The sequence below is a fragment of the Metabacillus sp. cB07 genome (genome assembly GCF_016839225.1).
Lineage (GTDB): Bacteria > Bacillota > Bacilli > Bacillales > Bacillaceae > Bacillus_P > Bacillus_P indicus.
In genome coordinates this window covers 3,727,482-3,748,923 of record NZ_CP069296.1, presented here as the reverse complement: position 1 = coordinate 3,748,923, position 21,442 = coordinate 3,727,482, and the positions used below count along the sequence as shown (strand labels likewise).

Annotated in this window: 21 protein-coding genes; 16 read left to right on the top strand and 5 right to left on the bottom strand. The window is 45.1% G+C overall.

All coding sequences use genetic code 11. The features are described from left to right. Positions 1–51: 51 nt before the first annotated feature. The 11 genes from prfB to JOJ89_RS19150 all read left to right on the top strand — a co-directional run bounded on the left by prfB (position 52) and on the right by JOJ89_RS19150 (position 11,615). Positions 52–1,153 (top strand): peptide chain release factor 2 gene (prfB, locus tag JOJ89_RS19200; RefSeq protein ID WP_139015506.1). Its coding sequence is split into 2 segments (ribosomal slippage): positions 52–123 and positions 125–1,153, totalling 1,101 coding nucleotides; the frame shifts between segments, so codons are not numbered across the junction. A 520-nt stretch (positions 1,154–1,673) separates the two neighbouring features. Beyond that, positions 1,674–2,294 carry a DedA family protein gene (locus JOJ89_RS19195; RefSeq protein ID WP_203289037.1) on the top strand — a complete coding sequence of 207 codons (621 nt, stop codon included), beginning with the start codon at positions 1,674–1,676 and terminating at the stop codon, positions 2,292–2,294. A gap of 190 nt (positions 2,295–2,484) precedes the next feature. Further along, positions 2,485–3,351, top strand: coding sequence for a YitT family protein (locus JOJ89_RS19190; RefSeq protein WP_203289036.1), 867 nt, complete (start codon positions 2,485–2,487; stop codon positions 3,349–3,351). 53 nt (positions 3,352–3,404) lie between these two features. Then, positions 3,405–3,734 carry a cytochrome c551 gene (gene cccB, locus JOJ89_RS19185; protein ID WP_029284698.1) on the top strand — a complete coding sequence of 110 codons (330 nt, stop codon included), beginning with the start codon at positions 3,405–3,407 and terminating at the stop codon, positions 3,732–3,734. Positions 3,735–4,143: 409 nt separating this feature from the next. Further along, complete coding sequence (ftsE, locus tag JOJ89_RS19180) at positions 4,144–4,830, top strand: cell division ATP-binding protein FtsE (RefSeq protein WP_029284696.1); 687 nt, start codon at positions 4,144–4,146, stop codon at positions 4,828–4,830. Beyond that, entirely contained in the window at positions 4,823–5,713 is an 891-nt protein-coding gene (gene ftsX / locus JOJ89_RS19175; RefSeq protein WP_203289035.1) for a permease-like cell division protein FtsX, read from the top strand. The genes ftsE and ftsX overlap by 8 nt, the downstream gene beginning before the upstream one ends. 90 nt (positions 5,714–5,803) lie before the next feature. Then, positions 5,804–7,162, top strand: a complete 1,359-nt coding sequence (locus tag JOJ89_RS19170) for a murein hydrolase activator EnvC family protein (RefSeq protein WP_029566957.1) — start codon at positions 5,804–5,806, stop codon at positions 7,160–7,162. 157 nt (positions 7,163–7,319) lie between these two features. Next, positions 7,320–8,789, top strand: a complete 1,470-nt coding sequence (locus JOJ89_RS19165; protein ID WP_029566956.1) for a S41 family peptidase — start codon at positions 7,320–7,322, stop codon at positions 8,787–8,789. Between the two features lie 355 nt (positions 8,790–9,144). Then, positions 9,145–9,519 carry a swarming motility protein SwrAA gene (locus tag JOJ89_RS19160; protein ID WP_051865622.1) on the top strand — a complete coding sequence of 125 codons (375 nt, stop codon included), beginning with the start codon at positions 9,145–9,147 and terminating at the stop codon, positions 9,517–9,519. Positions 9,520–9,607: 88 nt separating this feature from the next. Further along, entirely contained in the window at positions 9,608–10,786 is a 1,179-nt protein-coding gene (locus JOJ89_RS19155) for a PDZ domain-containing protein (RefSeq protein WP_203289034.1), read from the top strand. 100 nt (positions 10,787–10,886) lie between these two features. After that, positions 10,887–11,615: a MerR family transcriptional regulator gene (locus JOJ89_RS19150; protein ID WP_203289033.1), complete on the top strand. Its 729-nt coding sequence runs from the start codon at positions 10,887–10,889 to the stop codon at positions 11,613–11,615. A 40-nt stretch (positions 11,616–11,655) separates the two neighbouring features. Here JOJ89_RS19150 and JOJ89_RS19145 read toward each other — a convergent pair whose 3' ends face one another. Further along, positions 11,656–11,814: a hypothetical protein gene (locus JOJ89_RS19145; RefSeq protein ID WP_203289032.1), complete on the bottom strand. Its 159-nt coding sequence runs from the start codon at positions 11,812–11,814 to the stop codon at positions 11,656–11,658. 141 nt (positions 11,815–11,955) lie between these two features. Here JOJ89_RS19145 and JOJ89_RS19140 point away from each other — a divergent pair, with 141 nt between their 5' ends. Further along, positions 11,956–12,276: a ribonuclease E inhibitor RraB gene (locus tag JOJ89_RS19140; RefSeq protein WP_203289031.1), complete on the top strand. Its 321-nt coding sequence runs from the start codon at positions 11,956–11,958 to the stop codon at positions 12,274–12,276. A 30-nt stretch (positions 12,277–12,306) separates the two neighbouring features. Here JOJ89_RS19140 and cyoE read toward each other — a convergent pair whose 3' ends face one another. The 4 genes from cyoE to JOJ89_RS19120 form a co-directional block, all read right to left on the bottom strand. Next, on the bottom strand, positions 12,307–13,221 hold the full coding sequence (gene cyoE, locus JOJ89_RS19135; protein WP_203289030.1) for a heme o synthase: 915 nt from the start codon (positions 13,219–13,221) through the stop codon (positions 12,307–12,309). A 371-nt stretch (positions 13,222–13,592) separates the two neighbouring features. Further along, positions 13,593–14,570: a zinc-binding dehydrogenase gene (locus JOJ89_RS19130; protein WP_203289029.1), complete on the bottom strand. Its 978-nt coding sequence runs from the start codon at positions 14,568–14,570 to the stop codon at positions 13,593–13,595. 144 nt (positions 14,571–14,714) lie between these two features. Further along, a complete protein-coding gene (locus JOJ89_RS19125; RefSeq protein ID WP_029284673.1) occupies positions 14,715–15,410 on the bottom strand; it encodes an ABC transporter ATP-binding protein in 696 nt (231 codons plus the stop codon). A 12-nt stretch (positions 15,411–15,422) separates the two neighbouring features. Then, positions 15,423–16,886, bottom strand: a complete 1,464-nt coding sequence (locus JOJ89_RS19120; RefSeq protein ID WP_203289028.1) for an ABC transporter permease — start codon at positions 16,884–16,886, stop codon at positions 15,423–15,425. A gap of 190 nt (positions 16,887–17,076) precedes the next feature. Here JOJ89_RS19120 and JOJ89_RS19115 point away from each other — a divergent pair, with 190 nt between their 5' ends. The 4 genes from JOJ89_RS19115 to JOJ89_RS19100 all read left to right on the top strand — a co-directional run bounded on the left by JOJ89_RS19115 (position 17,077) and on the right by JOJ89_RS19100 (position 21,268). Beyond that, the gene (locus JOJ89_RS19115) at positions 17,077–17,775 is read left to right on the top strand and encodes a response regulator transcription factor (RefSeq protein WP_203289027.1); all 699 of its coding nucleotides are present in this window, start codon (positions 17,077–17,079) and stop codon (positions 17,773–17,775) included. Next, positions 17,772–19,172: a sensor histidine kinase gene (locus JOJ89_RS19110; RefSeq protein ID WP_203289026.1), complete on the top strand. Its 1,401-nt coding sequence runs from the start codon at positions 17,772–17,774 to the stop codon at positions 19,170–19,172. The genes JOJ89_RS19115 and JOJ89_RS19110 overlap by 4 nt, the downstream gene beginning before the upstream one ends. A gap of 251 nt (positions 19,173–19,423) precedes the next feature. Further along, on the top strand, positions 19,424–21,013 hold the full coding sequence (locus JOJ89_RS19105) for a peptide chain release factor 3 (RefSeq protein ID WP_203289025.1): 1,590 nt from the start codon (positions 19,424–19,426) through the stop codon (positions 21,011–21,013). A 15-nt stretch (positions 21,014–21,028) separates the two neighbouring features. Further along, positions 21,029–21,268: a DUF2198 family protein gene (locus JOJ89_RS19100; RefSeq protein WP_203289024.1), complete on the top strand. Its 240-nt coding sequence runs from the start codon at positions 21,029–21,031 to the stop codon at positions 21,266–21,268. Positions 21,269–21,442: the final 174 nt, after the last annotated feature.

Here is a 21,442-nt window from a genome sequence, read left to right as displayed (position 1 = left end):
TCAAAGAGGGGCACTTTGCCTCTCTTTACCCCATTTTAGAGGAGAATGAATATGGAACTTGCAGAAATTCGAAACGAACTTGAAAAAATGGCTAAGAAATTAGCGGCTTTCAGGGGGTCTCTTTGACCTCGACCGTAAACAGGCTCGCATTCAGGAGCTAGATGAAATGATGTCCCACCCGAACTTCTGGGACAGCCAAAACGAAGCACAAACCGTCATTAACGAAAGCAACATGCTGAAAGAGGCAGTTGTTCAGTTCACAGAAATGAGCGAAACGCATGAAAACCTCGAAATTACGCACGAACTTTTAAAAGAAGAGCCTGATGCCGATCTTCATGCAGAGCTTGAAAGTGAAATTGCCGAGCTGACTGAAGCGATGAGCAATTATGAGCTTCAGCTTCTATTAAGTGAACCTCATGACAAGAACAACGCCATCCTTGAGCTTCACCCGGGAGCAGGCGGAACAGAATCCCAGGACTGGGGTTCAATGCTTCTCCGCATGTACACGCGCTGGGGTGAAAAGAAAGGCTTCAAAGTGGAAACTCTTGACTACCTTCCGGGTGATGAAGCGGGAATTAAAAGCGTCACGCTTCTTTTCAAAGGCCACAACGCCTACGGCTACTTGAAAGCGGAAAAAGGCGTTCACCGTCTTGTCCGCATTTCGCCGTTCGATTCATCTGGCCGCCGTCATACGTCATTCGTATCATGCGAAGTCATGCCGGAATTCAATGATGAAATCGAAATCGATATCCGTACAGAGGACCTGAAAATTGACACGTACCGTGCAAGCGGCGCCGGCGGTCAGCACATCAATACGACGGATTCCGCCGTCCGTATCACGCATTTGCCGACTAACACGGTTGTATCGTGCCAAACAGAGCGCTCCCAGATCAAAAACCGAGAACGCGCGATGAAAATGCTCCAAGCGAAGCTCTACCAGCTCAAGCTTGACGAGCAGCAGGCCGAGCTTGACGAAATCCGCGGCGAACAAAAGGAAATCGGCTGGGGCTCCCAGATCCGCTCCTACGTGTTCCACCCGTACTCTCTTGTCAAAGACCACCGCACAAGCACCGAGAGCGGAAACGTACAGGGAGTCATGGACGGAGACCTTGATCCGTTTATCGATGCGTATCTGCGTTCGAAACTTTCATAAGAAAAATGAGGCAGCTGTCCCTGTGGGGGCGGCTGTTTTTTGTGGACTTTGGTGCCTTATAAATTGGGTTGAGCGGAATATAGGGTAGCAAAAGGAAGAAATGCTGCCTTGTAAATTGGAGTGAGTTGAATATGGGGTAGCAAACGGGCGAAATGCTTCCTTATAAATCAGATTGAGCGGAATATGGGGTAGCAAAAGGACGAAACGCTGCCCTGTAAATCAGAGCGAGCGGAATATGGGATAGCAAAAGGAAGAAATGCTGCCTTATAAATTGGAGTGAGCAGAATATGGGGTAGCAAAAGCAAGGAATGCAGCCTTATAAATCGGAGTGAGCAGAATATGGGGTAGCAAAAGGAAGAAACGCTGTCTTATAAAATAGAGCGAGTGGAATAAGGGTAGCCAAAAAAGGTGCGCTCCTTCTAAGTCCCAAGACGCAGCCGAAATTGCTTCTCCAGCCGTTGTTTGATCATTAAAAATACCTCTATGCTTAAAGCATACTAAAACGGCAGGAGCAGAAGGTATGACGCAAACAATCGTGAGTCACGCAGAAGACTGGGGTATATGGGGTGTGCTTCTTTCCTTATTTATAGAAGGTAGTGCTTTTCCTTTTATCGGAACCTTTTTTATGGTAACAATAGGCTTCATTTTAGAATTGTCCTGGCTCGAAATTGCAGGAATTTCGCTCATCGGAAGCTTCCTTTATACAGCAGGGAGCTACATTCCTTTTTTCATCGGATACAAACTGGGACACTCATTCGAGAACAGATTACGTCCTCGGAACAGAATCGGGCTGGAAAAAGCAAAAGCCAATTTCAACAAATACGGTATCTGGAGTGTCGTTATTTCAAGTCCGCTTCACTTAGGAAATGTCGTTCCTTTCTTAGCTGGCGCTTCAAATATGAATCTTCGCCAGTATTCATTGCTGACCATGACTGGGATTGCCCCGACAACTTTTCTGTTTTTGAGTATAGGTCATTTTTATAATGGCGATACAGAAACGATCATCAAAACAATTACAGATTATCAAACGCTGCTCCTTACAGGCTTTGTAATCATTACTGTCGGATATGCGGGATTGAAAGCGCAGCGCAGTCGGCGTGAGAAAAAGAAAAGCGGTACTGGAAAAGAAATGACCTGTTAACCGAAAGCACCGGCATCCTCCACACAAATCCTTGCACCGCAGACTAAATTCCACCTGCAATGCTAAAACTAACAAAACCGCTTTATCTCTTTAGCACGTTATCCCGCTGTCATTTACAGCTGAATCAGACGGGTGCTATACTCTGTAAGGTTATGTCAAAAATTTGTGTGATTCAGATGGAGGATGCAGGATGTTTCAGCGTAAACGCACTCGTACATATAATCCAATGCTTGAAAAAGTGACGTCGTATTTATTTATTCTGCTCGGTTCTGGAATCGTTGCCATTGCATTTAATCTGTTCCTTCTGCCGAACCGCATTGCTTCAGGCGGAGTGAGCGGGATCAGTACGATTACAGATGCTTTATTCGGTTTTGAGCCTGCCTATGTGCAGTGGGCTTTTAATATTCCCCTGTTTGTTGCAGGTGTGCTGCTGTTTGGGAAACAGTTCGGCTTAAAAACGCTGGTTGGAACGATCTTTCTGCCATTTGTTGTTTTTTTGACAAAGGACGTTGCGCCCGCGACGACAGATCCGCTGCTCGGTGCAATTTTCGGGGGAATCGGAGTAGGTCTCGGTCTTGGGCTTGTTTTTAGAGGAAAAGCCTCAACAGGGGGTACGGATCTGGCTGCTCAGATCATTCACAAGTTTACGGGGCTTTCTCTCGGAACGTGCGTGGCTTTAATTGACGGGCTGATTGTTCTGACCGCTACGGTGGTCTTTGATATTGAACTTGGGCTTTACGCTCTTGTCGCCCTTTATGTTACAAGTAAAACGATCGATGTCGTTCAGGTGGGGCTGGGCCGATCGAAGATGACGATGATCATTACAAATCAGGAAGAAGAGGTCAGAAAAGCGATTTTGAGCGAGATCGACCGGGGAGTGACAAAGCTGTCGGCCTTCGGAGGCTACACAGACAGCGAGCGGCCGATCCTGATGTGCGTGGTGGATCAGACAGAATTCACGAAATTGAAACAACTCGTTAAAAGCATTGATACGTCTGCGTTTGTGGTCGTTATGGATGCTTCTGATGTGCTCGGGGAAGGTTTCAAGCGGGCCTAGTTAGGATATAATAAATGTGTGTTTTACATCCTTATTTGGGGAGGATTTCGGCGATGAAATCAAAAGTACTTGCCCTTCTTTTCGGAACATCTTTAGTCCTTGCTGCATGCGGCGGAGGAGATAACGCAGGAGAAGAGCCAAAAGATTCGGGCTCAAAAGATACAGCGAATGCTGAAGAAATTGTTCAGCAGAACTGCATCAGCTGCCACGGTCAAAATCTTGAAGGCGGCGGGGCCGCACCAAGTCTTGCAAAGGTCGGCTCAAAATATGACAAAGAAAAAATTGAAAGCATCATTAATAATGGCCAGGGCGGAATGCCTGGAGGTCTTATTAACGAAACGGATGCAGCTGTCGTAGCTGAATGGCTTGCGCAGAAGAAATAATCTTAAAGAGAAGCCAGCCGGCAGCATCGGCTGGTTTTGCTGTTTTAAAGGCACGATATAACTTGCCGCCTTCCAATATCCGTTCCTCCTCCGAAAGGCAGAAAGAATTTCCACCTATATATTCCTAAAAAAAGATTGTCTTTTTAGTCAGAAAGTTCTAATATTTACATTAAAGCGCTATCAGTCGACAATTCTTTAGACCTGGATTACATTTCCTTTGACAATTTACGACACTGAAATGAAACTGTAATATTTTTAAGTCTATTTTTGCCGAACTTTGATGGTATAATGACTTTTGTGGGTAAATCTTATTAATATATGAAAATTATGGTTACATACTTAAATTTAGCTTAAATCAGGCCATTACACCACGTTATCTACAAAATAAACAGCTTTGGGTGATGAAAATATGATCGAAATGACAGACGTTTACAAAACGTATTCTAACGGCGTTCTCGCCATTAATGGAATAAATGTAAAAATAGATCAGGGCGAATTTGTTTATGTTGTTGGTCCGAGCGGTGCAGGCAAGTCGACATTTATAAAAATGATGTACCGTGAGGAAAAGCCGACAGACGGCAAAATCCTGATCAACGGAGTCAATCTTGCAAAATTAAGAGAGAAAAAAGTTCCTCAATTAAGAAGAAGCATCGGCGTTGTTTTCCAAGACTTCAAGCTTTTGCCTAAACTGACAGTCTATGAAAATATCGCATTTGCTCTTGAGGTAATCGGGGAGCAGCCGAGAGTCATCAAAAAGAAAGTGCTGGATGTACTTGATCTTGTTCAGCTCAAGCATAAAGCCCGGTCTTTTCCTAACGAACTTTCAGGAGGAGAGCAGCAACGGGTATCGATTGCAAGGTCGATTATCAACAATCCAGGCGTAGTCATCGCTGATGAGCCGACAGGAAACCTTGACCCTGATACGTCGTGGGAGATTATGAACATTTTTGAGGAAATCAACAACAGAGGCACTACTGTTGTGATGGCTACTCACAACCGGGAAATTGTTAACACCATGAAAAAACGAGTCATCGCGATCGAAGGCGGAAAGATTGTGCGTGACGAGGCTAGAGGGGAGTATGGTATTTATGATTAGAACCCTTGGGCGTCACTTCAGAGAAAGTATGAAAAGCTTAACCCGCAACGCCTGGATGACCTTTGCGTCGGTCAGTGCCGTTACGGTCACTTTAATCCTTGTAGGAACGTTCTTGGTCATTATGATGAACTTAAACAACTTTGCTACAAAGGTTGAAGAGGATGTAGAGATCAGGGTGCTGGTTGATGTGACAAGCACACCTGAACAGCAGAAAGAGCTCAGAAACAGGGTGGATAATCTGAGCGGGATTGCATCCGTAGAACTTTCACCGAAAGAAAAAGAACTGGATAACCTGATCAGCAGCATGGGCGAACAAGGAAAATCGTATCAGCTGTTTGAACAGAACAATCCGCTGAATGACGTTATTGTTGTTAAAACAGAGAATCCGCGCGATACACCTCAAATCGCCAAGCAAATTGAGCGTTTTGACGGAGCGTATAAAGTTCTCTATGGTCAAGATGAAGTCAAGAAGCTATTTGATTTTGTTGAAATTTCAAGAAACATCGGTATTGCGCTGATTATCGGACTTGTCTTCACGGCGATGTTCCTTATCTCGAATACTATTAAAATCACAATCTTTGCCAGAAGGCACGAGATTGAAATTATGAAACTCGTAGGCGCTACCAACTGGTTTATCCGCTGGCCGTTCTTCTTAGAAGGCCTGATGCTTGGAGTAATGGGAGCTATTATCCCGGTAATCCTGGTACTGGCCACTTACAACTATTTATATACATGGGTCGAACCAAAGGTCGCAGGTTCATTTGTTCAATTCCTGCCATTCAGTCCGTTTGCCTTCCAGGTATCAGCTATTCTGATCCTGATCGGTGCACTGATCGGTGTATGGGGAAGCTTAATGTCTGTCCGCAAGTTCTTGAGAGTATAAACAAGCAGTCTTTAAGGATTGCTTGTTTTCTCTGGATGATGTGAAATTCAGAGAATGATAGAGAGATAAGATAAAGGGAGGAACTAGAGAGTGAGAAAGAAATTACTGGCACTTGGCCTTGCGGCTTTGGTTGGGACAAGCTCCGTTATAATACCAGTTACCCAAGAAAAAGCTTACGCAAACACAGAATTAGAAAAGAAAAAATCAGAACTCCAAACGGAGCGTTCTGGAGTAGATTCAAATATTAAAGAAAAACAGGGCGAGCTTTCTGAGCTTAAAAGCAAAGAAGAAAAGCTGAACGCAGACATTGAAAAGCTTGATAAGCAAACAGCGGAGACGAACGAAAAAATCCGCGAGCGCCAGGCTGAAATTGAAGAAGCAAAGAAAAAGATTCAGGAACTGAAGGTTCAAATTCAGGAAGTGAAAAAACGCATTGCAGAACGCAATGAGCTATTGGAAAAACGCGTCCGTTCCCTGCAGGAAACAGGCGGAGTAGTGAGCTATTTGGATGTGCTGCTCGGTGCTCAGGATTTCGGTGATCTTGTTACACGCGTAAGTGCTGTCACACAAATCGTCGATGCTGATAAAGAAATCATTAAAGCGCATGAAGAAGATAAGAAACTTCTTGAGCAAAGTGAAGCAGAACTAAGCAGCGAACTGCAGAATTTAGAAACAGCATTAATTGAGCTTGAATCTTTAAAGCAGCAGCTTAAGAAACAGGCAGCAGAAAAGAATAAACTAATTGAGCAAGTGAAAGCACAGCATAAGTCTACAGAAGCAGCAATCTACGAACTAGAAGACGAAGCAGCGTTCCTGAAAGAGCAGGAAGCAGCTATCGCTAAAGAAATTGAGCGTCAAAAACAAGAAGCTGAGCGCAAGCGCCGTGAAGCAGCAGAAGCGGCAGCAGCAGAAGAAAGAGCGAAGCAGGAAGCTGCAGCTCAAGCAGCAGCGGCCAAAGCATCTTCACCAAAGAAGTCATCATCATCAGGCAGCTCTTCTGGAAGTTCGTCGCAAGCTCCGGCACCAGCACCTGCTGAGCCGGCACCAGCACCAGCTGTTACAGGCGGTAAGTTCATGTGGCCTGCACAAGGTACATTTACTTCAGGATACGGCCATAGATGGGGCAAACTCCATGCAGGTATTGACATTGCCAACCGTTCGGCGAACGTTCCTGTAGTTGCATCAGCAGCAGGTACGGTTATCCGTTCTTACTACTCAAGCAGCTACGGAAATGCAGTCTTTATCACGCATAACATCGACGGCAAGACGTACACAACGGTATACGCTCACTTAGATGCACGTCACGTAAGTGCTGGTCAGTCTGTAAGCAAAGGACAGCAGCTTGGTTACATGGGTAACACTGGGCGTTCAACAGGAAAGCATCTACACTTTGAAATTCATGACGGTGCTTGGAAAAACCCTGTAAACCCGATGAACTACCTTCAATAAGAATGAAAACTCCTAAAACGATGCGTTTTAGGAGTTTTTTTTTTGACTTTTTTTCATAGAGATTGCCTTGTCCTACATGAATGATCCATAATTTACATATACTAGCTGTACTGGTATCTACATAACCAATCGTCAAGCCTACCAAAGGAGGAACAAGATGAAGCAGAAAATGACAGCCCTACTGATGGCTCTTTCCATGGTCCTGGGTGCAGGGGGCATGTACACCGGCATCCAGTTTTACGAGCATGACAAGCAGCAGGATGCAGCCGCAAAAGAGCTTTCCGTTCCTGCCGTTACGGATGTTTTAAAGGAAGAGCGCGGACAGGAAACAGAAGGTCTTGAGAAGGTAAAACAAGCGTATGAGCTGATTTCAAGCAAGTATGTTGAGGAAGTAGATGAGGAGCAGTTGCTGGAAGGCGCCATTCAGGGAATGCTTTCTACGCTGAATGATCCTTATTCGGTTTATATGGATAAAGAAACAGCGAAGCAATTTTCGGACAGCCTTGATTCTTCTTTTGAAGGAATCGGCGCTGAAGTTGGAATGGATGGCGGGAAAATCATCATTGTTTCCCCGTTTAAGAATTCACCGGCTGAAAAGGCAGGTCTCCAGCCGAATGATGAGATTGTTTCCATTGACGGTGAATCAACAGTCGGCAGTGATTTAAATGATACGGTGTTAAAGATCCGCGGGAAAAAAGGAACTACGGTAAAAATTGAAGTTATGCGCGCTGGCTCAAAGGAAAAGCTGAGCTTTGATGTCACGCGTGATGAAATTCCGATTGAGACAGTGTTCAGTTCCATTAAACAGCAGGGCAAGAAAAAAATCGGCTATCTTGAAATCACCTCTTTTTCTGAAGATACAGCAGAGGACTTTACGGAAGAACTGGCCAAGCTTGAAGATCAGAATATAAAAGGTCTTGTTCTTGACGTACGCGGCAATCCGGGAGGGTATCTGCAAAGTGTTGAAGAGATCTTGAAGCAATTTGTCACAAAGGACCAGCCTTACATTCAAATTGAAGAGCGCAACGGAGAAAAGAAACGGTATTTCTCGAATCTTCGAGAGAAAAAAGACTATCCTGTTTCTGTTCTGATTGATAAAGGAAGTGCTTCTGCATCGGAAATTCTGGCTGGAGCGCTTAAAGAGGCGGGCAACTATGACATTATCGGCGAAACCTCGTTCGGAAAGGGAACCGTCCAGCAGGCAGTACCTATGGGAGACGGCAGCAACATCAAGCTGACTCTTTATAAGTGGCTAACTCCTGAAGGAAACTGGATCCATAAAAAAGGAGTTGCGCCGACAGTCAAAGTGGCACAGCCTAAGCACCTGACATCTCCACCGATTCAGCTTGAAAAGCCGCTTGCCCTTGATATGAATGACGAACAGATCAAGGTGGCACAAGTGCTGCTGAAAGGCCTTGGGTATGACACTGGACGAGAAGACGGCTACTACGGCAAGAAAATGGCCGATGCCGTAAAGACGTTCCAGAAAAAACACAGCCTTAAACAATCAGGAACCATTGATATCGCAACAGCAAATGAAATCAATGAGCAAATCTCCAAACAGCGCACAGACGGGAAACACGATAACCAGCTGAATAAAGCGTTAGAAACGATATCAAACCAATAGTATGTTCGAGTGAGTCAGCCGCAAGAATGCGAGCTGGCTTTTTTATGGATAAAAATAACATATTATCTACATTTAGGACGATTTACTAACTTTTTAGTGAAAAAGCGACGGAAAAAAGCGGGAATTTCCGTATTTTTATAATTAGTACAGACTTTTCGGGCACATAAAAATGAATCTTTAGCTAGTTGAATAGTTCGATATTTCGTTTTACGATGGAAGTACTGTTCTACAACACACTAAATAAGAACGGCTCTTTTCGTGCCCCTTTGTTGCATGATAATCAAAACGTTTTGATTATAAAGGAAAAGAGCATTAATGCTTCCTGTAAAACGTAAACAAAGAGCGAAAACAGCCTATGGAAAGATGGGGAGATCAATTGAAAAAAAGGGCAAGTGTGATGAGAGAACAAACGTATAAGCAGTTAACAGAGGAATTTAAGATGAGACTGCAAACGGCAAACTCCTCTCATGCAAAGGTCAGCAAATGGGTACAGCTGTTCTGCATGTACCTTGCTAATTACACTGACGTCAAGCATCTTCAGGAAGTGAACAAGACTTGCGTCGAAGACTACTTTCACTATTTGACGGAAAACTACAGGCGTCTTTCGTTAAACCTCACGGATATAAAACGTTCAATGCAGCTGATTGAAGAAGTGCTGGAAATAAAAGTGGACGATTCCCTCCTTGATTTTTCCCTTTCGAATCTGCATTTGTGGAGCAAATTAAAGTAAACTTTGCTCATGCAGGATACTCAATGCTATTTTTATCTGATAAAATAGCAGTAGAGTCAGACGAAAGGATATAAGGTGGTGACAGGATTTGCTTGAAAACTGGCTGCTTGAATTTCTATTTGCAATGGGAAGGTTTTTTATTCATCCTCTCGTTTATTTTTTCCTTATTTACAGTCTTGTGTTTGGATACATCCGCGTAAAGCGTGAGCGCAAATCCTTTCACACAAGGATTCAAGATCTTTACGAAGAAGTTCGGTTTACATATTCAAAAGGACTGCTTACAGGTTTGGTCCTTTCAGCGGCAGCGTTGGCGTTTGGTTTTGGCATGCCGTCCGGTGCAGTCATCGTACTTGGAGCAGTAACTGTACTCTTGGCATTAACGATGCAGCTCAGATTTCTTTCTCCTGCCTATACGCTTGGACTTACGATGTTCGCGGTGCTCATTCTAATGAACACTGGGATATTATCAGGAAGGCTTGCGCTTGAGGGGACAAGCTTTGCGGTTCTTGCTCTGCTTATGGGATTTTTCCTCATCGTTGAGGGATCTCTGGCATATAAGACAGGACACGTGAAGACTTCTCCGTTTCTGCTGAAGAGCAGCAGGGGTCTTCCGATCGGCAATCATGTTGCCAACCGTACATGGCTTGTACCGCTGCTTCTGCTTGTTCCTGGCGGTACACTGACAGAAAGCCTGCCATGGTGGCCTGTTGTCACAATCGGAAATGAGCCGTTCATGCTTTTATTTATTCCTTATATTATCGGATTTCATCAGCGTGTTCAGGGCTCTCTTCCAAAAGAAAGCATTATGGTCACATCAAAACGCATAATCTGGCTTGGCATAGGGATTACTGCCATCGCTGCAGCGAGTATTTGGATCACTCCGCTTGCGTTTGCAGCTGCGATCATTGCGATTGCCGGCAGAGAGTTCCTGACTGTCCGCCAGCGCATGAACGACAACTCAGCGGCCTTTTATTTCTCAAAGCGCGACCAGGGATTGATGGTGCTTGGCATTCTTCCCAATTCACCCGCGGTCAAGCTCCAGCTTGAGGTCGGCGAGATTATTATGAAAACGAACGGCACGCCTGTTAAAACGGTCGATGAGTTTTATCAGGCCCTTCAGATCAACGGGGCTTTCTGCAAGATGGAAGTCATCGGCCACAACGGAGAAATCCGCTTTGTTCAGGGTGCCATTTACAAAGGCGAACACCACGAACTTGGGATCCTGTTCGTTCAGGACGATAAGAAGTGGGGAATAGAAGCGGTTTAAGACTTTAGCGAAATGCTAAAGTCTTTTCTTTTTGAAAAAAGACTATTGACCCTCACGCTGCGTCATACTTTAAAGTAACAAGTGAAGGGAGGCTCACAGCATGAAAGTAAAAGAAGTGGCGGATTTAACCGGAATCAGTGTGCGCACACTGCATCATTACGATGAGATCGGACTCTTAGTGCCTGACGAGGTGACAGAGTCCGGGTACCGGATCTATTCCAGTGAAAATCTTGAGACGCTGCAGCAGATCCTGTTTTTTAAAGAGCTCGGTTTCCCTTTGAAGAATATCAATGAAATCATCAGCAGTCCGACATTTGACAGAAAAGAAGCTCTGGAGCTTCACCGCCGAATGCTGCTCGAGAAGCGGAAGCGGCTGGATCAGATGATTGAGACGGTTGAAAAGACGATACAGCATACGAAAGGAGAAATTGAGATGTCACAAAAAGAAAAATTCGAAGGCTTTGACTTCAGCCATAATCCTTATGAGGAGGAGGCACGCAAGCTTTACGGGGACAAAGTGGTTGATGAGGCGAATAAAAAAGCTGCAGGGATGACCCAAGATATGCAGGAAAGATTTAACGACCTCTACAGAAGGCTCGCAGATGTGCGCCATACAGCACCTGATTCTAAGGAGGCACAGGAAGCAATCGGCGAATGGTATACCCTTCTCAATGAATTTGGCAGCTATTCACTTGATGCGTTCAAAGGGCTTGGCCAGCTGTATATTGACGATGAGCGGTTTACTAAGAACATCGACAAGTTCGGTGAAGGTCTTGCCGTGTTCATGCGGGATGCAATGGCCGCCTACGCAGATTCTAATAAAAAGTAATATGGAGCGGCGGTTCTTAAAGAGCCGCCGCTGTTTTACCTTAAAAACAAATTTTAAATAGCCCAAAGTCCGCGCATACTTTTTTCCGCTGAACCCTAGAATAGGATTGAAGGGCATCGTCAGTTCTCATCTTTTTAAGCTGTGCTTCCTTTTCCAGCTTGTTAAGTTCCTCTATGACATAAAAATCGTGGTTATTCATTGTTTACCGCCTCCTTAAGTTACTTTTATTATATGGGAGCCGGCGTGAAAAACAGATTCGGCATCGGACTGAACTTTTCTCGGTCTTTAGGATGGGAATGCTTTATAATGGATAGAGACTTGAGTAGCAGGAGGAGTAAGAATGAAGTTTCCAAAGGATGAGGACGGCAAGATCCTGAGCATGCTTTACAGGGAAGGGCTGAATTTTAAAAAGCCTCACAATGTTGATTTTTATGTAGCTGTACCAGATGAGAAGAACGGGGAAGCGATGATTAAGGCGCTTGCTGATAACGGTTATAAGTTCATGATGGAGTATGATGATGATGTGGAAGAGTGGACATGCTTCGGTTCCGTTAAAATGCATTTGAAGCACAATGAAATTACAGCCGTGCAGAAAAAGCTCGATGCGATTGTAAAGCCGCTTGGCGGATACGCGGACGGCTGGGGCGTTATGACGGAATAGTAAAAAGCCAGCCTTAGCGGCTGGCTTTTCTTATAGGAAAGAAACAATAATAAGCAAAGTGAAAATAATCGTCAGATGGTTCAGCGAGAAGATGAACATCATTGTTGCCCATTTGTAGTCGTCCATTTTCTTATAGCCTGCAAGGCCTGCGATCATCCATGCAAGAGTCAGGGCGAACATTGAGAACGCAACGACTTTGCTGAAGGACAGGAACAGGAATGAAGCTGCTAGCAGGGCGATTAAATAAACGATTGTTTGAACTTTGGCGCGCGGTGTTCCTTTCACGACCGGAAGCATTGGAACGCCTGCGTTTTTATAGTCATCAAAGCGTCTGATGGCAATCGCGTAAAAATGCGGAGGCTGCCATAAAAACATAAGAACAAACAGGCCGAAAGCTGCCGGATGAAACAGGTCAGGCGAGATGGCTGCCCAGCCGATCAGCGGAGCGATGGCACCTGATAAGCTTCCCACTTCCGTGTTGTAAATCGTTTTGCGTTTCGTCCACATTGTGTAGGGTACTAAATAAAGAAAAAGACCAAGTACACCGATAAAGGCTGTCAGCGGAGAAATAAGATACAGGAACACTGCCCCGCTGATGGAAAGGGCAATTCCGAGCCAGAGCGCAAACTTCGGATGAATGGACCCTGTGACGGTCGGTCTTTCCATCGTGCGCTGCATAAGAGAGTCAATGTCTCTGTCATAGTAGTTATTGATTGCGCCTGCTCCGCCGACAACGGCTGCTGTACCAAGCAGGGCGAGAATCACCACTAAAATGTTGTCTACAAAATTTGCATTATATACGGACAGGGCCACAGAAAGACCTGCGAACATGCCGAGAAGGTTTGATTTTACGATGCCGTCTTTGACGATGGCTTTAAGATTGCTCCAGGAAAAGATGCTTTTTATAGAAAGAGAATCTTCTACGATAACCTCTGAACTTTTCATCACAATTCTCCTTTTCAAGTGTTAAAAAATATACATGCAAGCGCACCTGTATGCTGCCTGCAGAATCTGACCAGACACATGCGCTCATTTTACGTACAAAACTCTTATCTAACTTAACTAATTATCTACTATCTTAACAGGTATTTGAACTGGAAAGTAATAGACGGATAGATTTGACAAAAAGATGTCGTATCTTTGTGAACATTTTCTATACGTTATTGAACTTTTCAGATAATAACCCTGTAAATAGGCACTCTCTCCATTATGGTGTCTGATGCAATCCCGGGTCAATCCTCAAAACCCGGAATGAGCATATTGCCTGTCCGGAGAAAAAAGAAAGACCGGGCTCAAAAACCCGGTCTTTCCGATTATCAAATTTTCGCAACCATTTTTCCTTTTACATGGCGCTCCGATAATTGTACAAGTGCATGGGGCACTTCTTCAAGCGGGATGACCTGCTCAAGCAGGGAGTTCAGCTGTCTTTCTGCAAGCAGAAGCAGCATGTCATCGCCCATTACCGCTAAATCTTTTTGCTGCTCAAGGTTGTCGGACTGATGAACAGCGCCAAGAGCGATTTCATGATACGAAACGGCTTTGGTAAATGGTTTAACTTTTGTAAAATCAGGTGCGCCTGCGATATAGGCAATCCGTCCGTTGAAGGCGAGGCAGTCAAGAGAGTCGGTTGCGTTTTGGCGGCTTACTGTATCAAGGACAGCATCGACCCCGTTTCCGCCGGTCAGCTTCATGATTTCAGCCGTAACGTCTGTTTCATTATAATCAATTGCATGGTCTGCTCCGAGAGATTTCACAAACTCATGATTGGAGGCAGATGCCGTTGTATAGACAGTCAGACCTGAACGTTTCGCCATCTGGATGGCAAATCCGCCTACTCCTCCTGCGCCTCCATGGATCAGAATCGATTCGCCTTCTGTGACGCGGAGCTTTCTGTAAAGAGCCTGATAGGCTGTGTAGCCCGCGGTCGGAAGGGCTGCTGCATCTTCAAATGAGACAGACTCTGGAATGATGGATACTGTGTGGGCAGTTGTCACAGCGTACTCGGCAAATCCGCCCTTTTTCGTCAGGTCGCCGTGATATACGACGCGGTCTCCGATTTTCAGGTGCTCCACGCCTTCACCTGTTTCCTCCACGATGCCTGCAGCATCAAGGCCGAGAATGTGGGGATAGCTCCAAAGCGGATTGCCGCCTGTTGCTGTTTTATAATCAACCGGATTCAGTCCGACTGCTTTCACTTTGATAAGGATTTCGCCTCTGCCGGGCGACGGCTTTTCGGTTTCCCCAATCTGCATGTCTTTCCATTCGCCTTTTCCTTGAAGCAATAATGCTTTCATATGTAGAACACTCCTCTGAGTTTTATAAACAAGTTTCTTTGACATTATAGGAGAAAGAGTGAACTGTTTTCAAATGAAGTGCCTGTATTTAAAGTCAAGGCTGCAGGCGCGAACATTTTAAACCAGCCAATTTGAAGACGGCCATTAACGGTTCATTAAAATCCCGTTTTCCTTTACAGTAAAGCTCCTTTTAGAAAGCTTTACCGTAACATCGGAGATCTCGGCAATGCTTGGATCATGTGTAACAACGATGATGCATTTATTTTCATCATGGGCAAGAGACTGAAACAGGCGGACAATGTCTTTTGCGGTGTCCTCATCAAGATTGCCTGTCGGCTCATCGGCGATAATCAGATCGGATTCGCAGGAAAGGGCTCTGGCAATGGAAACGCGCTGCTGCTGACCGCCGCTGAGTGTGAGAACTTTCTGGCGGGCCTGCTTTTCGGTGATGCCCACTTTCGTAAGCATCTCTAAGGCAAAAGTTTTTTTGTCTTTTTGTTTTGATCCTGTAATTTCCATGGCTGTTGTCACATTTTGCAGAGCCGTCATATAGGGAAGGAGATTGTAGGACTGAAAAACAATGGATACATGTTTATTCCGAAAGTTGGCAAGTCCAATTTTCTTTATCGTTTTTCCTTCATACAGCACTGATCCTTCCTTTGGGAGATCGAGGGCACTGGCCAGTGCAAGGAAGGTGGTTTTACCTGAACCTGAAGGGCCGACAATTGTGTAAAAGCTTCCTTTGTTAAAGCCGATTGAAATATCGTTTAAAATGACATGCTTTTTATTTTCATGATGATACCAGTAGCTGACGTTTTCAAATTGCAGCAGGTTTGTCATAGTGTGTTCCTCCTAATCTTGTTTTGTTAAGATTGTTTTAGGCTGAAGTCTCAAGACTGACAGTGCCGGTATTATGGCAGATATGACTGCAATCAGAAGTCCAATTCCAAACAACATGCCAAGGTCGCTGCCTGTGACTTCGATCTCCATTTTCTCAATCGGTTCAGCACTTGCTGCAGCATCAGGACTGCTGAGTGGTCCGCCCATACCCATTCCGCCTCTCCCTCCGCCAAACGAAGCAGGATTTGATGCAGTTTCTTCAGCTTGCGAAAGCTCCTGCGACAGCAGCTGGTCTCCAAACTGCTTCGCCACAGCCTGGCCTGAAATGGAGGAAACGCCAAGGGCAATAATGGCAACAATCAGGATCTCAAACAGAAACTGGCCGACGAGCTTCCATCGCTTTTCGCCGATTGCAAGCAGAACGCCCATTTCATATTTCCGTTCGCGTATTGACATCATGATAATAAGCGCCAAAATGACTGCACCTGCAATCGTCACTAAATAAACGACATTTTTTGAAAAAGAGGCGACATTGTTGATTGGCCCGATCATCTGCTGGTACGTCTGGTCATTGGCATCCAGTTTAAACGTGTCAAAATCTATGCTGCTGTTTTCTTTGGCTTCAGAAATAAAAGAATCTATTTGCTCAGGATCATTCATGTAATAGATGGCTTGGTCAATCGTCCCTTCATAATCGGAGCCTTTAAGCCCGGCAGCTTTCGTATAAGGCACATAAAGCTGATTATAAGGATTCATGGCAGAGATATTTCTTCCGCCAAGGTCTGTGGTTGCGGCAGTTGTTTCGTAAATGCCGACAATCTCCAGTTCCAATGCTGTTTCTTCTTCGCTCGCTGCTCCTTTAACCGTCAGTTTATCTCCGACAGCAAGCTCGTTCTCCTCAGCAAGCGTCTTTTCAATAACGGCTACATTTTTATCGACATCCGCATCTGTGAGATGCCGGCCTTCAGTCAAAACAGATTCGCTGTTTAAAAAGGCCTGAACAGAGTCAGTAAACATCACTCCATGCAAGGTAACATCCGCTGAAATCATGCCGCCTCCGCCCATTCCGCCAGGACCCTGATTTTCTTCTGATGAGTCAGAAGATTCATTTTCGATTGGTTCAAAGCTGCTTGCTGCAGCGAATGTTGACGATAAGAGGTTATATCCTTTTACTTGAGAATAAGAAGCAAGCTCTTCAGCTGCTTCTTCAGGAATCGGCACAGGCTGAAACCTTACCCGCCCTCCTTGCTCCGTACTTTCGCTTCGCTGCTGTTCCATCATTTTTTCCATGTCCACATTCAAGGTCACTTCACCGCCGAGAGATTCTCTTGCAAGGACGCTTGATTTTTCAGCAGCTGACTGAATGGACAGGCCTGATAAAACAAACACGCAAATAACAGTAAAAATGAATACCTGCAGCAGGCTTTTTCCGGCCCGTGCTTTCACACTTAAAAAACCGCGTTTGATAAAATTCATATGTTTTCTCCTTTTCCTGTAATTGGGGCCATAAGCTCCGGCTTTTACAGATTAATGAGGAAACATGAACAATCTGTGTCCAAACTGTTTCCTAAGTTTTAAAAAACAGGGAACAATTTAGAAAATAGTTGCGAAACAATGAAATTCACTTTACTTTGAATAGAAAGTGATTCATTTGGAAGGTGAAGAGATGAAGGTTTTAGTAATAGAAGACAATCAGAGCGTCAGCGAGATGCTTGAGATGTTTTTTTCAAAAGAAGGCATTACCGGTGCTTTTATTAAAGATGGCCTTGAAGGCTACAAAGCGTATAAGCAGGAGGACTGGGATGTGCTGATCATCGACTGGATGCTGCCGGGGATGGACGGGGTTTCGCTCTGCCGCAAAATCCGAGAAGAAAAGGGAACGGTTCCCATTATTATGCTGACGGCCAAAGACAGTGAATCAGATCAGGTACTCGGCCTTGAAATGGGGGCGGACGATTATGTGACGAAGCCGTTCAGTCCGCTTGCGCTGATGGCACGGATCAAAGCGGTATCCAGGAGACACGCAGCCGCGAGGACGCCTAAAGAAGAAACAGATTCCTTAGAAACAGTTAACTTTAAAATTAATAAGCAGACACGCGAGGTTCTTCTTGATAACGGGAAAATAGAAAACCTTACGCCAAAAGAATTTGAGCTTCTCTGCTATTTTGCAGAGCATCCGCGCCAGGTTTTCACGCGCGAGCAGCTGCTTGAAAGGGTTTGGGGCTATCAGTTTTACGGAGATGAGCGGACCGTTGATGTCCATATTAAGCGGCTCCGCGCAAAACTCGGCACGAAAGCGCGTCCTTTTTTCCATACAGTTTGGGGAGTTGGCTATAAATTTGATGAAACGGCCGGATCCGAATGAGAATTAAATATCTTTACCAGCTGTTTCTAAGCCATATCAGCATTCTAATCATCGCATTTATGATTTTAAGTCTGGTTGTTGCGCAATATGCGGAATCCTTTGTTTATGAAAACAAGGTAGAGGAGCTTGAGCAGTACGGAGACAGAATCCTCGCAGATGTGAAAAACAACAGAGGAGAGCGGGCGCTCAAAGAATATGATCATGTTTTAAGTGCACGCGGAATCCGCTTCAGCCTGTTTGACGACAAAGGAATGATCTTTTATCCCTACTCAGGTAACGCCCCGAGATTTCAGCCGACAGACGAGGAATGGGAGAATCTGAAATCTGGCAAGCGGATTGTCGTCAAACATGAAATCAAGCGGTTTGACCAGGAGGTATCGCTCGTTGCCCTGCCGTATATAGAGAACGGCTCGCTGTCGGGAGGGATCCTGCTTGTGTCTCCGATTAAAGGCTCACGGGAGACAATCAGTGAAATCAACAGGTACCTCCTTTACACAATCCTTATTTCCCTTTCTGTCTCCCTGCTGCTCAGCTGGATTCTATCCAGTCTCCACGTGAAGAGAATTCAGCGGATCCGAAACGCGACGTCTATGATTGCTGAAGGGAAATATGACATCTCCGTCCCGTCTTCCACAATCGACGAGATTGGCGAACTGGCCAACGATTTCAACATCATGGCCGGTCAGCTGAAAAAATCAAATGAAGAAATCGAGAGTTTAGAGAACCGCCGGAGAAAATTCATGGCGGATGTCTCACATGAGCTGAGGACGCCGCTCACGACCATCAGCGGTGTCATAGAAGGGCTGAAAAACAACATGATTCCGGAAACGGAAAAAGACCGGGGACTGCAGCTTGTGAGTCAGGAGACAAAACGGCTGATCAGGCTCGTAAATGAAAATCTGGATTATGAAAAAATCCGTTCAAACCAGGTGAAGCTTTTTAAAGAAAAGATTCAGCTGATTGAGGTTTTTGAAATTATAAAAGAACATTTAGAGCTGCAGGCAGAAGATAAAAATGTCCGGCTTGATATCGCTTCAGATGCTGATGCAGAGGTTTACGCCGATTATGACCGGCTCATCCAGATTCTTATTAACATTACGAAAAACAGTATTCAGTTTACAGAGAGCGGGACCGTTTGCCTTCGGGGCAAAAGGGGGTATAAAGAAACCATTATTACAATAGAGGACACGGGAATTGGCATGGATCCAGAGGAAGTGAAAACCATCTGGCAGCGGTTTTACAAGGCGGACATGTCACGCACAGGTCATCAGTTCGGGGAATTCGGCCTTGGCCTCTCGATTGTAAAGCAGCTTGTCCTCATGCATAACGGAGAAATTGATATTGTCAGCAAAAAGAATCAGGGAACAACATTCATCCTCAAATTTCCAGAGAAGTAGAGAGCGCTGTTCATACTTTGTTCATACTTCTCTGGTAAACTGATTACAAATATGACTGAAAAATAGGAAAGGGGAAGAAATTTATGAAAAAGAAGGATACGGTCTTCATTCTTGTAGGCGCTGTCATTATGGCTGCGGTCAATGTTCTTTTTTTCACAGCTCCTGTTTAAAGAAAGTCCGGGCTGAAATTGTTCTATTGCTCTAAATGTGATATATTTCAAACGAAGTAAACTTTGTGAGGGTAATCATATATGAGCATAGATAATGAAATTTCAAAGAGACGGACGTTTGCCATCATCTCCCATCCTGATGCCGGTAAAACAACGTTAACAGAAAAGCTCCTGTATTTCGGGAAAGTGATTCGCGAAGCAGGAACAGTAAAAGGGAAGAAGACCGGCAAGTTTGCCGCTTCCGACTGGATGGAAATCGAGAAAAAACGCGGCATTTCCGTTACATCAAGTGTCATGAGTTTTCCTTATCATGACTTCCACGTTAATATCCTTGATACTCCTGGACACGAAGATTTCAGTGAGGACACCTACCGCACACTGACGGCAGTTGACAGCGTTGTGATGATCATTGACTCCACTAAAGGGGTTGAGCCGCAGACGATCAAGCTGTTTAAAGTCTGCCGCATGAGAGGCATTCCTATTTTCACCTTTATTAATAAACTTGACCGTGAAGGAAAAGATCCGCTTGAGCTTCTGTCTGAAATTGAAGAAGTGCTCGGCATCGAATCCTATCCAATGAACTGGCCGGTTGGAATGGGCAAGCGGTTCCTTGGAATCATTGACCGCGAGCAGCACACAGTCGTTCAGTTTAAAGGAAACGAGCAGGAGGAAACCATTCCTGCAGCTGAAGTGGAAGGCAGCGAAATCGGCAGCCATCCGACATACCTTGAAACGCTTGATGAGCTTGAGCTGCTTGAAGAAGCCGGAAACCAGTTCGACGCTGACCGTGTGAAACGCGGAGAACTGACGCCTGTATTCTTTGGAAGCGCACTGGCAAACTTCGGGGTGAAATCGTTCTTTGATGTGTTCCTTCAGTATGCCGTTCCGCCGCAGCCAAGAAGAACAAATCAGGGCTTTATATCTCCTGAAACAGAAGAATTTTCAGGCTACATCTTTAAAATTCAGGCCAACATGAACCCGGCTCACCGCGACAGAATCGCATTCCTTCGTGTGTGCTCCGGCCGATTTGAGCGTGGAATGAGTGTTCAGCTGAGCAGAACGAACAAAACGCTGAAGCTGAATCAGACTCAAGTTTTCATGGCCAAAGACAGAGAAACCGTTGATGAGGCGTTCGCGGGCGATATCATCGGAATTTATGATCCGAACGTCTATCAGATCGGGGACACACTGACAGCAGGCAAGGAAGGCTATCAGTATGATGAGCTTCCTCAGTTCCCGCCTGAGATGTTTAAAAAAGTTCGCGTGAAAAACGTCATGAAAGCAAAGCAGTTCCGCAAAGGAATTGAACAGCTTGTTCAGGAAGGCGCCATTCAGTACTTCCGCCAGGATTCTACCGATGATATTATCCTCGGTGCAGTCGGACAGCTTCAATATGAAGTGTTCGAATACCGCATGAGAGCGGAATACAATGTTGAAATTGAATTTGTGCCAATGGGCGACCGCATTCCAAGGTGGATCGGCAACGACAAGTTCGAAAAGCGCTTCTTCGATTCAAGAAGCCTTCTTGTCCGCGACCGCAATGACCAGTATGCCGTTCTGTTTGAAAACGAATTTACCTTCAGGCATTTCAGTGAAAACCATAAAGAGATTCAGCTGATCGATCTTCTGCAGGAAAATGACTATCAAAGCTATTCGGCTACAGATAAATAAGCGGGGGCTGATTGAATGCTATTGAAAGCAGCTCTGGCTCTCGTCCTGCCTTTTGTCATTCTCACGCTGTTTGCGCGCGTGACGTATAATCACTACGTGGCAGCGGTGCTGACAATCGCCCTGCTTGCTGCAGCCTATTCAAAGGGCTACATGGATTCCTGGCTGCTCATCGCTCTTGGCGCGGTGTCGGTTATCGCGGGCTTCCTGTACGCAGCAAAAATGGCCAAAAGGACGAGAAATGAAAAGACCAATTAGAACCTGTTCCCGGTGGGAGGAGGTTTTTTTGTTTTCTATAAAACACCCTTCCGGTTTACCGCCCTCTCTAAAAAGGTATTGAAATAAGAAACACAAGCATTTAAATAGCTTTTTCAGGCGATAATGATAAAATCAAACCAAAATGTCGAAAGAAAAATACGAACTATCGTTCGT